The sequence below is a fragment of the Streptomyces shenzhenensis genome (assembly GCF_021462265.1).
Lineage (GTDB): Bacteria > Actinomycetota > Actinomycetes > Streptomycetales > Streptomycetaceae > Streptomyces > Streptomyces shenzhenensis.
Window position 1 is genome coordinate 1 of sequence record NZ_JAJONF010000018.1, and the last position, 11,741, is coordinate 11,741.

The window sequence follows — 11,741 nt, forward strand, 5'->3', positions numbered from 1 at the left end:
GCGCGGTTCACGTCGTCACCGGCGGCCGCCGAACTCCCACTCGTACACCTCGACGCCCGCGTACCGCACCGGGCCCAGCACACCCGCCGCCCGCTCCCGGTCCAGGGCCCGCACCAGGGCCGCCGTGCCGACCCAGGTGGCGCCGTCGTCGGACAGCAGCGGGCCGAAGGCGATCAGGTCGTCGTGGTCGGTGCCGGGCGGAAGGCCGGGACAGGTGACGGCACCGTCGGCAGTGGCCCGCCCCGGCACCGGCCCGAGGCCGAGCACCAGGTAGCGGTTGCCGCCGGTGCGGCCGCCGGGGAACTCCCACATGGTGCGCCCCAGCAGGTTGCGCCACCGCCGCAGCAGCACGTCCCGGTACACGCCGGCCTGGTAGTTGGGCTCGTCGAAGGCGAACGCGCGGGCGGCGGCGGGGCCGGGCAGGTCGACGATGTGCACACTCCCGGCCGGCACCTCACCGCCCGCGTCGAACGCCGGTCCCCGAGCGATCAGCCCGGCCTCGAAGCGGTCCATGTAGGCCCAGTGGTCCTCCACCGACTCCGCACGCAACGCCACGGAGCCGGCACGGTCACGGTGGTAACAGAAGAACTCCATGCACAGGGAGCCTTCCGCAGGACGCCACAGCGCCTCAACACGGTTTCCGCGACGGTTCCGCCCGGCGGTGGCGCTGCCGTACGGGTCAGGCGACGCGGCGCAGGGTCTCGGGGGTGAGGTCGGCGAGGGTCGGGTAGCCGTCGACGGCCATGAGCAGGTCGGCCTCGGCGAGCAGCGCCCGCAGGACGTGGACGAGGCCGGGCTCACCGCCGTAGGCGAGACCATAGGCGTACGGGCGGCCGACGCCCACCGCCGTCGCACCCAGCGCGATCGCCTTGACGATGTCGGCGCCCGTGCGGACGCCGGAGTCGAACAGGACGGGCAGGCCGTCGGCTGCCTCGACCACCCCCGGCAGCGCGTCGAGGGCGGGCAGGCCGCCGTTGGCCTGGCGGCCGCCGTGGTTGGAGCAGTAGATCCCGTCCACGCCGGCGTCCTTGGCACGGCGGACGTCCTCGGGGTGGCAGATGCCCTTGAGGATCAGCGGCAGCTCGGTGATCGACCGCAGCCAGGGCAGGTCGTTCCAGGTGAGCGGGTTGCCGAAGATCCCCGCCCAGAGCGCGACGGCGGCCTGCGGGTCGTCCTCGGGGTTCTTGCCGAGGCGGGCGCGGAAGACGGGGTCGCTGGTGTAGTTGGCCAGGCAGTTCCCCCGCAGTTGCGGGAAGTTGCTGGTGCTCAGGTCGCGGGGCCGCCAGCCGGTGATCCAGGTGTCCAGGGTGACCACGATCCCCTTGTACCCGGCCTTCTCGGCCCGGTGCACCAGGCTCTCGGCCAGCTCCCGGTCGGTGGGGGTGTAGAGCTGGAAGAACGCCGGGGTGGAGCCGGACTCGCCGGCCACCTGCTCCAGCGGGTCGACGGTCAGCGTCGAGGCGACCATCGGTACGCCGGTGCGGGCGGCGGCGCGGGCGACGGCGAGGTCGCCGTGGCCGTCCTGCGCGCACAGCCCGATCACCCCGACCGGGGCCATGAACAGCGGCGAGGGCAGCCGTATCCCGAACAGGTCGACGGACAGGTCCCGCTCCACGGCCCCCACTAGCATGCGCGGCACCAGCCCCCAGCGCTCGAACGCGCTGACATTGGCCCGCTGCGTGCGCTCGTCACCGGCGCCGCCCGCGACGTAGGAGCGCACCGACGGGGGCAACGCGGCCTGGGCCAGCGGCTCCAGGTCGGCGTACGACATCGGGAACCGCGGCACCACTCCGCGCAGCCCGTCGAGGTAGATCTCGTTCTGGTAGTCGGCGAACGCCATGATCCGGCCCTTCTGCACGAGGGAGCACCGCGGGGTGCGGGCCCTGCTGATCCACAAGGGGAGAATGGCGCACAACGGCTTCCGGGCGCAGGATTCCGGCTCGGCTCCTGTCACCGGGCTGTCGTACAGTGCGCCGTGGTGGGGACGCGACGGCCGTTCGAGGGGGAGCCTGCCATGGGTGTGCTGAAGAAGGACCGGCCCGCACCGGTGCCGATGGGTCCCGAGCAGATGATCGCGGAGGCGCGGAAGGCGTTCTTCGTGATGTTCGGCCTGCTCGCGGTCGTCTGGCTGGTGCAGTTGGCCAACTACTCCGACCACTACGCCCTCTCCCGGCACTACGCGGTGGTCTCCGGCGACGTCGGCACCCTGCCCGACGTCCTGGTGGCGCCGCTGCTGCACTGGAGCTGGGCGCACATCGAGAGCAACTCCGGCCCGCTGTTCGTCTTCGGCTTCCTCGCCGCCTACCGGGGCGTGGCGCGGTTCCTCGGACTGACCCTGCTGATCGCGCTGAGCAGCGGCCTGGTCGTGTGGTTCTTCGAGCACGGCGACGTGGCGACGGTCGGCGCCAGCGGCCTGATCTTCGGATACTTCGGTTACGTCGTCGTACGGGGCCTCTTCGACCGGCACCTGATCGACACGCTGATCGGGATCGTCATGGGCGCGTCCTTCGCCTACCTGCTGACCGTGGCCGTTCCCGGCACCCCGGGCGTGAGCTGGCTCGGTCACCTCGGCGGGCTGCTGGGGGGCCTGGTCGGAGCCTGGCTCTTCCGCGACCGCCGCGCGCCGCGGGCGGCCGCCGGCGACATCGCCCCGCGCACCGCCTCCGGCGGCACCGCACAGCCGGGTCCCGGCTCGCCGCGCGCCGGTCTCTACAAGGAGCTGGACGACCTCGGCCTGCTCTGACCGGCCGGGCGTGCGCCCAGGTTCACGGCCGGGCGGCGACGGGCCGGTGCCGGAACGGCGCCGGGGTTCGCCTGGACGGCCGTGAACAGGACTGGACGGCTGAACAGCTGAACGACTGAACGGACTACGCGGCCGCGGGCCGCTGCGCCGGCGTGCCCGGGTCGGGCTCCGGTGCGTCCCCGGACCAGAGGAACTCGTCCTCTCCGAAGTCCGGGGCGTGGAAGGGCTGCGTCGTCGGAGGCGGCGACACCGCGGTGGAACGGCGGGGTTGCCCTTCCAGAGCGGAGAACAGCGAGGTGGCGTCGATGAGAGGTCTGCCTTTCGTTACAGGTCCCCAGGCACGTCGGTCCTAGAGCTTGGTCATCTTGGCGTACGGGCTCAGGATCCGCATCTGCGCCGAGCCGAAATCCACGAGTGCGGCGATTCCGTCCTCGACGCCGATGACCCGGCCGAGGCCGTACACGTCATGCGTGACCTGGTCCCCCATCGCGAAGTGCTTGGGAGCCGGTGCGACCGGGGCCTTGAAGGGACTGGTGGGCAGATGACGCTTCGGTGCCGCGGGCTTAGTCATGACTCAGTATGAACCCACGTTGTGCCCCGTCCGCTGTGGCCATCGGCACAGATCCACCGGAAAACCCCGGCATCACACCCCTGACCTGCTGTTTCAATCCTCGATGAAGCCCGCCAAATACTTGCACCGCGGCACACGAAGGGGCGGCACCCCCGCACATGGGGTGCCGCCCCTCCTCTTGCGTGCCGGGCCCGCCGTCCATCGGTCTTGAGGGTCGGGGACGGACGGCGGACCCGGGGTTCACGGGACCCCGGCGGGATCAGCGGTGGTCGCTGCCCTCCGACTGGGTGGCCGCGCGGCCCGCCTCCAGGCGGGCCACCGGGATGCGGAACGGGCTGCAGGAGACGTAGTCCAGGCCTACCTCGTGGAAGAAGTGGACCGACTCCGGGTCACCGCCGTGTTCGCCGCAGACGCCCAGCTTCAGGTCCGGGCGGGTGGCGCGGCCGGCCTTCGCCGCGGCCGCCACCAGGGAGCCGACGCCGTCCCGGTCGATCGTCTCGAAGGGGGAGACTCCGAAGATGCCCTTCTCCAGGTAGGCGGTGAAGAACGAGGCCTCCACGTCGTCGCGGGAGAAGCCCCAGACCGTCTGGGTCAGGTCGTTCGTGCCGAACGAGAAGAACTCCGCCGCTTCCGCGATCTGGGCCGCCGTCAGGGCCGCCCGCGGGAGTTCGATCATGGTGCCGATCGACAGCTTCAGGTTCGTTCCCGTCGCCGCCTCCACCTCCGCGATGACCTGGTCGGCCTCCTCGCGGACGATCTCCAGCTCCTGGACCGTGCCGACCAGCGGGATCATGATCTCGGCGCGCGGGTCGCACTTGGCGTTCTTGCGTTCGGCGGCGGCCTCGGCGATGGCCCGGACCTGCATCGTGAACAGGCCGGGGATGACCAGGCCGAGGCGCACGCCGCGCAGGCCGAGCATGGGGTTCTGCTCGTGCAGGCGGTGGACCGCCTGGAGGAGGCGCAGTTCGTTCTCGTGGGGTTCCTGGCGGGACTCGGCGAGGGCCACGCGGACCGAGAGTTCCGTGATGTCCGGGAGGAACTCGTGCAGCGGCGGGTCGAGGAGGCGGACCGTGACCGGCAGGCCGTCCATCGCCGAGAAGAGCTCGACGAAGTCCTGCTTCTGGAGGGGGAGAAGAGCGCTGAGGGCCTCCTCGCGGTCCTCCTCGGTGTCCGCCAGGATCAGACGTTCCACCAGTTCGCGGCGGTCGCCGAGGAACATGTGCTCGGTACGGCACAGGCCGATGCCCTGGGCGCCGAAGCGGCGGGCCCGCAGGGCGTCCTCGGCGTTGTCGGCGTTGGCGCGCACGCGCAGCCGGCGCTTGCGGTCCGCGAAGGCCATGATGCGGTGGACGGCCTCGACCAGTTCGTCGGCGTCCTGGGCGCCCGCGTGCATCCGGCCCTCGAAGTACTCGACGACCGGGGAGGGTACGACCGGTACCTCACCCAGGTAGACCTTGCCGGACGAGCCGTCGATGGAGATCACGTCGCCCTCTTCGACCACGTGACCGCCGGGGACGGTCATCCGCCGGCGCTTGGTGTCGACCTCCAGGTCCTCGGCGCCGCACACGCAGGTCTTGCCCATGCCGCGTGCGACCACTGCGGCGTGGGAGGTCTTGCCGCCCCGCGAGGTCAGGATGCCCTCGGCGGCGATCATGCCGTCGAGGTCGTCGGGGTTGGTCTCACGGCGGACCAGGATGACCTTCTCGCCCGAGCGGGACCACTTCACCGCCGTGTACGAGTCGAAGACCGCCTTGCCCACCGCCGCGCCCGGCGAGGCCGCGATGCCACGGCCGACCTGCTGGGCCTTGGCCTGCTCGTCGAAGCGGGGGAACATCAGCTGGGCGAGCTGGGCGCCCGTCACCCGCTGGAGGGCCTCGGTCTCGTCGATCAGGCCCTGGTCCACCAGCTGGGTCGCGATCCGGAAGGCCGCGCCCGCGGTGCGCTTGCCGACCCGGGTCTGGAGCATCCACAGCTGACCGCGCTCGATCGTGAACTCGATGTCGCAGAGGTCTTTGTAGTGGTTCTCCAGCGTCTCCATGATCTGCATCAGCTGGTCGTACGACTTCTTGTCGATGTTCTCCAGCTCGGCCAGCGGGACCGTGTTGCGGATGCCCGCGACCACGTCCTCGCCCTGGGCGTTCTGGAGGTAGTCGCCGTAGACGCCCTGGTGGCCGGAGGCGGGGTCGCGGGTGAAGGCGACGCCCGTGCCGGAGTCGGGGCCGAGGTTGCCGAAGACCATGGAGCAGACGTTGACGGCGGTGCCGAGGTCGCCGGGGATGCGCTCCTGTCGGCGGTAGAGCTTGGCCCGGTCGGTGTTCCAGGACTCGAAGACCGCCTTGATCGCGAGGTCCATCTGCTCGCGCGGGTCCTGCGGGAACTCCCGGCCGGCCTCGGTCTTGACGATCCTCTTGAACTTGGTGACGAGCTTCTTGAGGTCGGCGGCCTCCAGGTCGGTGTCGACGGTGACCTGCTTGGCCTCCTTCGCCGCGTCCAGGGCCTCCTCGAAGAGCTCGCCGTCGACGCCGAGGACCGTCTTGCCGAACATCTGGATGAGGCGGCGGTAGGAGTCCCAGGCGAAGCGGTCGTCGCCGGCCTGCTTGGCGAGACCCTGCACGGACTTGTCGGAGAGGCCGATGTTCAGGACCGTGTCCATCATGCCGGGCATGGAGAACTTGGCGCCGGAGCGGACCGAGACCAGGAGCGGGTTGTCGGCCTGGCCGAGCTTCTTGCCCATCCGCTCTTCGAGGGCGTCGAGGTGCGCACTCACCTCGTCACGCAGTGCCGTCGGCTCCTCGCCGCTGCCCAGGTAGACCTTGCAGGCTTCTGTCGTGATCGTGAAGCCGGGGGGAACGGGAAGCCCCAGATTGGTCATCTCGGCGAGGTTCGCGCCCTTGCCGCCCAGGAGGTCCTTGAGGTCCTTGTTTCCCTCGGTGAAGTCGTAAACGAACTTCGCCGCGTGGGGTTCTTTGTTTTCCGACACGGGTCTCGACTCCCTGGAAGACTCGGTGGCTGCCCTGACGGCCAGGAACATACCCAGATCAAAGGCTCCTGGGTACGTCTACTTGCGTGTCATGCGCTCGTAACCAGCCGTCCGCCACCGGATCGAAAGTCAAAGCTTGGCAAGCGAAGACCGGCTTATGTTTTCATTTCTTGAACACAAGACCGCTCAACTCCGCACCATTCCGCTCAGGTGAGCGGACATCCCGCACATCTGATTTCGATCGATGAACGATCAAAGGGTGGCACCCAGTGCCACCCTTTGGAGAAGTGCAGTCGCCCATGATCCGCTCATCTGAGCGCTACCCTTATCAAGGGTGGCGAGAATCACGCTGTCACAGACCGCCGGAGTTCACCATCCGGACGGGGCCGCGGACACCGGGACGCGCTCGAAACACGCCGGTCACACGCCCAGCGCCAGCAACCGCTCCTCCACCCGCGCCGGCGCGTACAGGTGCTCCACGACCAGCGCCCCGGCCCCGATAAGCCCGGCCCGCTCCCCGAGCTTCGAGGTCACGACGTCCAGATGAGCGGTGGAGCGGGGCAGTGCCCGCTGGTAGAGGAGTTCACGCACGCCGGTGAGGAACGGGGTGCCCGCCAGGTCGCCCGCGATCATCAGGACGCCCGGGTTGAGCAGGGTCACGACCGTCGCCAGCACGTCCCCGACCAGGCGGCCGGCCTCCCGCGCCAGGGCGGCCGCCTCCGGGTGGCCCGAGGCGAGCAGGTCGCGCACGTCCGAGCCGGAGGCCGCGGGCACCCCGGCCGCCGCCAGCCGCCGGGCCACGGCACCGCCGCTGGCCACCGCGGCGAGGCAGCCGTACGAACCGCAGCGGCACTGCGCCTCGGCGCCCACCCGGATGTGGCCGATGTCCCCGGCGCCGCCGTCGATGCCCCGGTAGATCGAGCCGTCCACCACGACCCCGGCGCCGATACCCGTCGAGACTTTCACGAGGACGAACGCCGAGCAGTCCGGGTAGCCGGTGCGCTGCTCCCCGTACGCCAGCAGGTTCGCGTCGTTGTCCACCAGGACCGGAACGGGCAGGGCGCCCGTGTGCTCCGTGAACGCCCTGGCCAGGCGGCCCCTGATGTCGTAGCCGTCCCAGCCCGGCATGATCGGCGGCTGGACCACCCGGCCGGTCTCCATGTCGACCGGCCCCGGCACCGCGAGGCCGATCCCGCACACCTCCGTGGCGGCGTGGCCGGCCTTCTCCAGCAGCTCGGCGAACCAGCGGCCGAGTTCGCCGAGCACGGCGTCCGGGCCGTCCTGGATGACCAGGGTGCCGGAGTGCTCGGCGAGGATCTCGCCGGTGAGCGAGAGCACGGCGGCGCGGGCGTGGCGGGTCTCCAGGTCGGCGGCGAGGACGACCGCGTGCGAGTCGTCGAATTCGAGGGTGATGGAGGGGCGTCCGCCCAGCGGGGAGTCGACCGGGCCGCCGGCGCCCTCGCGCAGCCAGCCGGCGCGGAACAGACGGTCCAGGCGGTGGCCGACGGTCGCGCGGGAGAGGCCGGTCGCCTGCTGGAGCGCGCCACGGGTCACGGCCCGTCCGTTACGCACCAGTTCGAGCAGATCGCCGGCGCTCGCCTGTCCGCCGCCCTTGCCGGTCCTGCCGGGACGTCCGGTCATGCGCACCCCCTTGTGTTTCTCAAGCTTGCATTACATATTGAGTTTTGCGTGTTAAATAGACGTAACCCTACGGTAGCCACAGCCAAACCCGGTCGGCCGGACGTCTTCGGGGAGTCCCGAGTGGATCGCACTGCCCAGCTCACCACCCATGCGCTCGATCGCGGCATTGCATACGATCCGCCGCCCGCCCTCGCCGCCGACGGCGCGAGGGGAGGACGGTCCCTGCACGTCAGAGCCGCACAGGTGCTCGACGACAACTGGACCGGCAGTTCGACCGTGCCCTCCCGGAGCCTGTATCCGCACCAGTGGTCATGGGACTCGGCGTTCATCGCGATCGGCCTCAGGCACCTGTCGCCGCTGCGCGCGCAGACGGAGCTGGAGACGCTGCTGGCCGCCCAGTGGGGGGACGGGCGGATCCCGCACATCGTGTTCAACCCCTCCGTGCCGCTCGACGCGTACTTCCCGAGCCCCGACTTCTGGCGCTCCTCGACCGCGGGGCGCGCTGCGGGCGCCCCGCGCACCGTACAGACCTCCGGGATCGTGCAGCCACCGGTGCACGCGCTGGCGGCCTGGCTGGTGCACCTCGCCGACCCGGGTCTGTCGCGTGCACGGGGCTTCCTGTCCGGTGTCTACCCACGGCTCGCCGCCTGGCACCGCTACCTGCTGCACCGGCGCGACCTGGGCGGGGGCGGGCTGGCGTCCGTCGTCCACCCCTGGGAGCAGGGCATGGACAACAGCCCCTGCTGGGACGCCCCGCTGGCCCGGGTCGCCCCGGCCCCGGCGCGCTCCTTCCGCCGCGCCGACCTGGACCACGGCGCCGCCGAGGACCGGCCGACGGATCTCGACTACGGGCGGTACGTGCGGCTGGCGGCCGACTACCGCGACGCCGGATACGCGGACCGGGCGAGGGACTTCGCCGTCGAGGACCCCGCGTTCAACGCGCTGCTCATCGCCTCCGAGCACGCCCTCGCGCGGATCGCGCGGGAGCTGGGCGCGCCCGGCACGGCCCGGCACGCGCGGGCCCAGCGGCTGACGGCGGCGCTGGTGGAGCGGCTGTGGGATCCCGAGCGGGAGATGTTCCTCTGCCGGGACCTGCGGGACGGCGCGGACGGCAAGGGCGGCGGGCTGATCCCCGAGCGCGGCGTCTCCGGGCTGATCCCGCTGCTCCTGCCCACGCTGCCCCGGGAGATCGTCGCCGCGCTCGTGCGCACGCTGGACGGCCCGCACTTCGGCACCGGCACCCGCCTGGTGCCCAGTTACGACCTGCTCGGCGAGGCCTTCGACCCGCACCGCTACTGGCGCGGGCCCGCCTGGTCCAACACCGGCTGGCTGCTGGAGCGGGGGCTGCGCGAGCACGGCGAACGGGAGCGGGCAAACGCGCTCGGCGAGGCGGTCGTACGGACGGCCGACGCGAGCGGGTTCGCCGAGTACGTCGACCCGTTCACCGGTGAGGCGTGCGGCGCGACCGGGTTCAGCTGGACGGCGGCGCTCGCGCTGGACCTGCACCACCAGCGGCACGCACCGCACGCCGGGCCGTACGACGAACCACACAACGATCGTCAAAACCTGGACAAGAGCTGACAAAACGGGGTGTCCTCGACGGACACCGCACGTTCGACCAGAGGGACGAAGGAGGGGACCGGGGATGACGGACCGGCATCATCTGCTCGTGCACGGCACGACGTTCGCGGCCGTGGACGACCGCGGCGACATCAGCGGCGTGCGGGGCGGCGGTTCCCCGGACGGGTTATTCGTACGGGACGCCCGGCACCTCAGCCGCTGGCAGCTGACGGTCGACGGGGCGCTGCCCGAGGTGCTCACCCCGGTCGCCGACGGGGACGGCACGCACTGTGTCCTGGTCCCGCGCGGCGGCCGCCAGGAACCGCCCGCGCACACGCTCTTCCGTGCACAGGCGGTCGGCGACGGCTCGTTCGTGGAGTCCCTGCGGGTCACCAGCAACCGCCCGGTGCCGACCACGATCCGGCTCGCGATCACCGCCGACGCCGACTTCACCGACCAGTTCGAACTCCGGGCCGACCACCGCACCTACACCAAGCCCGGCGCCGTCCGCTCCCGCCAGGTCCTCGACGACGGGCTGGAGTTCGGCTACCGCCGGGGCGAGTGGCGGTCCTCCACGACGATCACCGCCGAGCCGGCCCCCGACGGCGTGGAGGAGACCGGGACCGGCGCCCGCCGGATGGTCTGGACGCTGGAACTCGGGCCGCACGGCACGGCCGAACTGCTGGTACGGGTGATGGCACGCCCGCACGGCGACAAACGGGCGCTCCGGGTGCCCCGTGACCCGGCCGCGCTGAACGAACAGCTCCTCGCGCTGGAAGGACAGTTCGTCCAGGGCGTGGCCTTCCCGACCGGCTGGCCGGAGCTGGCGGCGGCCTGCGCCCGCGGCCTGTGCGACCTCGCCACCCTCCAGGTGCCGGCCACCGGCCCGGACGGCGAGGAGCTCAGGGTTCCGGCCGCCGGGGCCCCCTGGTTCCTCACCCTGCTCGGCCGCGACGCCCTCCTCACCTCCCTGTTCGCCCTCCCCTACCGCCCGCACCTGGCCGCGGCCACCCTCCCCGCCCTCGCCGCCACCCAGGCCACCGAGACCGGCGCGCACTCCGTGGCCCAGCCCGGGAAGATCGTCCACGAGGTACGGCACGGCGAGCTGGCCCACTTCGGGCAGGTGCCGTACGGGCGTTACTACGGCTCGGTCGACGCGACACCGCTGTTCCTGATCCTGCTGGGCGCGTACGTGGAGCGGACCGGGGACCTGGGCATGGCCCGGCGGCTCGAACGCAACGCGCGCGCGGCCGTCGGCTGGATGCTCGACCACGGTGGGCTGACCTCACGCGGCTATCTCGTCTACCGCGCGGACAAGGGCGGCCTCGCCAACCAGAACTGGAAGGACTCCCCCGGCGCGATCTGCTACGCCGACGGCAGCAGGCCGGTGGGGACCGTGATGGCGGCGGGCGCGCAGGGGTACGCGTACGACGCGCTGCGCCGGACCGCGTGGGTGGCGCGGACGGTGTGGGCCGACGAGACGTACGCGGCGCTCCTGGAGCAGGCCGCCGGTGATCTGCGGGACCGGTTCCAGCAGGACTTCTGGATGCGGGAGGCGTCCTTCCCCGCGCTGGCGCTGGACGGGGAGGGGCGCCAGGTCGACGCGCTCGCCTCGGACGCCGGGCATCTGCTGTGGTCCGGGCTGCTGGACAAGGAGTACGGGGAGGTGGTCGGGCGGCGGTTGCTGGAGCCGGACTTCTTCTCGGGGTGGGGGGTGCGGACGCTGGCCGCGGGGCAGGCGGCGTACCACCCTCTGTCGTACCACCGCGGGTCGGTGTGGCCGCACGACAACGCGCTGATCGCGCTGGGGCTGGCCCGCTACGGGCTGCACGACGAGGCGCGGGCCGTGGCGCACGGGCTGGTGGACGCGGCCACGGCGGGCGGGCACCGGTTGCCGGAGGTGCTGGCCGGGTACGGGAGGGACACGCATCCGGAGCCGGTGCCGTATCCGCACGCGTGCGTGCGGGAGTCGCGGTCGGCGACGGCTCCGCTGGCGCTGCTCACCGCCGTGGGCGGGGCGTAGGTCGCGTCCGGGCCGCGGGCCGGGGGGAGCTTGCCGCGCCCGCGCGGCGGAACCGCGTGTCGGCACAGTCCCGCGCCCCTTCGGGGGCGCGGGCTTGGGGCGCTGCTTGGTAGCGGTTTGCCCGGTGTTTGCCGGAGGCCCTGAACAGGGGCCAGGTGCGAGCCGTACGGGAAGTTGTCGGGTCCAGGCCTCCCCAGCGTCGACCCGCCGTTTCCGTTTCACG

The 11,741-nt window shown here is 71.8% G+C and carries 8 protein-coding genes; 3 read left to right on the forward strand and 5 right to left on the reverse strand.

Annotated features, from left to right (window positions below; all coding sequences use genetic code 11):
• Positions 1–15: 15 nt before the first annotated feature.
• Both LQ326_RS22925 and LQ326_RS22930 read right to left on the reverse strand, forming a co-directional pair.
• Positions 16–594 carry a YciI family protein gene (locus LQ326_RS22925; RefSeq protein ID WP_234539291.1) on the reverse strand — a complete coding sequence of 193 codons (579 nt, stop codon included), beginning with the start codon at positions 592–594 and terminating at the stop codon, positions 16–18.
• Positions 595–679: 85 nt separating this feature from the next.
• Positions 680–1,840, reverse strand: a complete 1,161-nt coding sequence (locus LQ326_RS22930) for a lactate 2-monooxygenase (RefSeq protein ID WP_234539531.1) — start codon at positions 1,838–1,840, stop codon at positions 680–682.
• Between the two features lie 174 nt (positions 1,841–2,014).
• Between LQ326_RS22930 and LQ326_RS22935 the strand changes: the two genes are divergently transcribed.
• Entirely contained in the window at positions 2,015–2,743 is a 729-nt protein-coding gene (locus LQ326_RS22935; protein WP_234539292.1) for a rhomboid family intramembrane serine protease, read from the forward strand.
• Between the two features lie 349 nt (positions 2,744–3,092).
• Here LQ326_RS22935 and LQ326_RS22940 read toward each other — a convergent pair whose 3' ends face one another.
• From LQ326_RS22940 to LQ326_RS22950, 3 genes are all read right to left on the reverse strand, one after another.
• Complete coding sequence (locus LQ326_RS22940; RefSeq protein WP_234539293.1) at positions 3,093–3,314, reverse strand: hypothetical protein; 222 nt, start codon at positions 3,312–3,314, stop codon at positions 3,093–3,095.
• A 259-nt stretch (positions 3,315–3,573) separates the two neighbouring features.
• Positions 3,574–6,294: a pyruvate, phosphate dikinase gene (gene ppdK, locus LQ326_RS22945; RefSeq protein ID WP_234539295.1), complete on the reverse strand. Its 2,721-nt coding sequence runs from the start codon at positions 6,292–6,294 to the stop codon at positions 3,574–3,576.
• Between the two features lie 420 nt (positions 6,295–6,714).
• On the reverse strand, positions 6,715–7,935 hold the full coding sequence (locus LQ326_RS22950; RefSeq protein WP_234539296.1) for an ROK family transcriptional regulator: 1,221 nt from the start codon (positions 7,933–7,935) through the stop codon (positions 6,715–6,717).
• Positions 7,936–8,055: 120 nt separating this feature from the next.
• On the opposite strand from LQ326_RS22950, the gene LQ326_RS22955 reads away from it, so the two are divergent.
• Positions 8,056–9,516 carry an MGH1-like glycoside hydrolase domain-containing protein gene (locus LQ326_RS22955; protein WP_234539297.1) on the forward strand — a complete coding sequence of 487 codons (1,461 nt, stop codon included), beginning with the start codon at positions 8,056–8,058 and terminating at the stop codon, positions 9,514–9,516.
• Between the two features lie 64 nt (positions 9,517–9,580).
• Entirely contained in the window at positions 9,581–11,518 is a 1,938-nt protein-coding gene (locus tag LQ326_RS22960; protein WP_234539299.1) for an amylo-alpha-1,6-glucosidase, read from the forward strand.
• The last annotated feature ends 223 nt before the right edge of the window (positions 11,519–11,741 follow it).

Excerpts from the sequence above, each read along its gene's own strand:
- LQ326_RS22950 (WP_234539296.1), bottom strand. The coding sequence starts at position 7,935 with ATGACCGGACGTCCCGGCAGGACCGGCAAGGGCGGCGGACAGGCGAGC.
- LQ326_RS22935 (WP_234539292.1), top strand. The coding sequence starts at position 2,015 with ATGGGTGTGCTGAAGAAGGACCGGCCCGCACCGGTGCCGATGGGTCCC.
- LQ326_RS22960 (WP_234539299.1), top strand. The coding sequence starts at position 9,581 with ATGACGGACCGGCATCATCTGCTCGTGCACGGCACGACGTTCGCGGCC.
- LQ326_RS22925 (WP_234539291.1), bottom strand. The coding sequence starts at position 594 with ATGGAGTTCTTCTGTTACCACCGTGACCGTGCCGGCTCCGTGGCGTTG.
- LQ326_RS22940 (WP_234539293.1), bottom strand. The coding sequence starts at position 3,314 with ATGACTAAGCCCGCGGCACCGAAGCGTCATCTGCCCACCAGTCCCTTC.
- LQ326_RS22930 (WP_234539531.1), bottom strand. The coding sequence starts at position 1,840 with ATGGCGTTCGCCGACTACCAGAACGAGATCTACCTCGACGGGCTGCGC.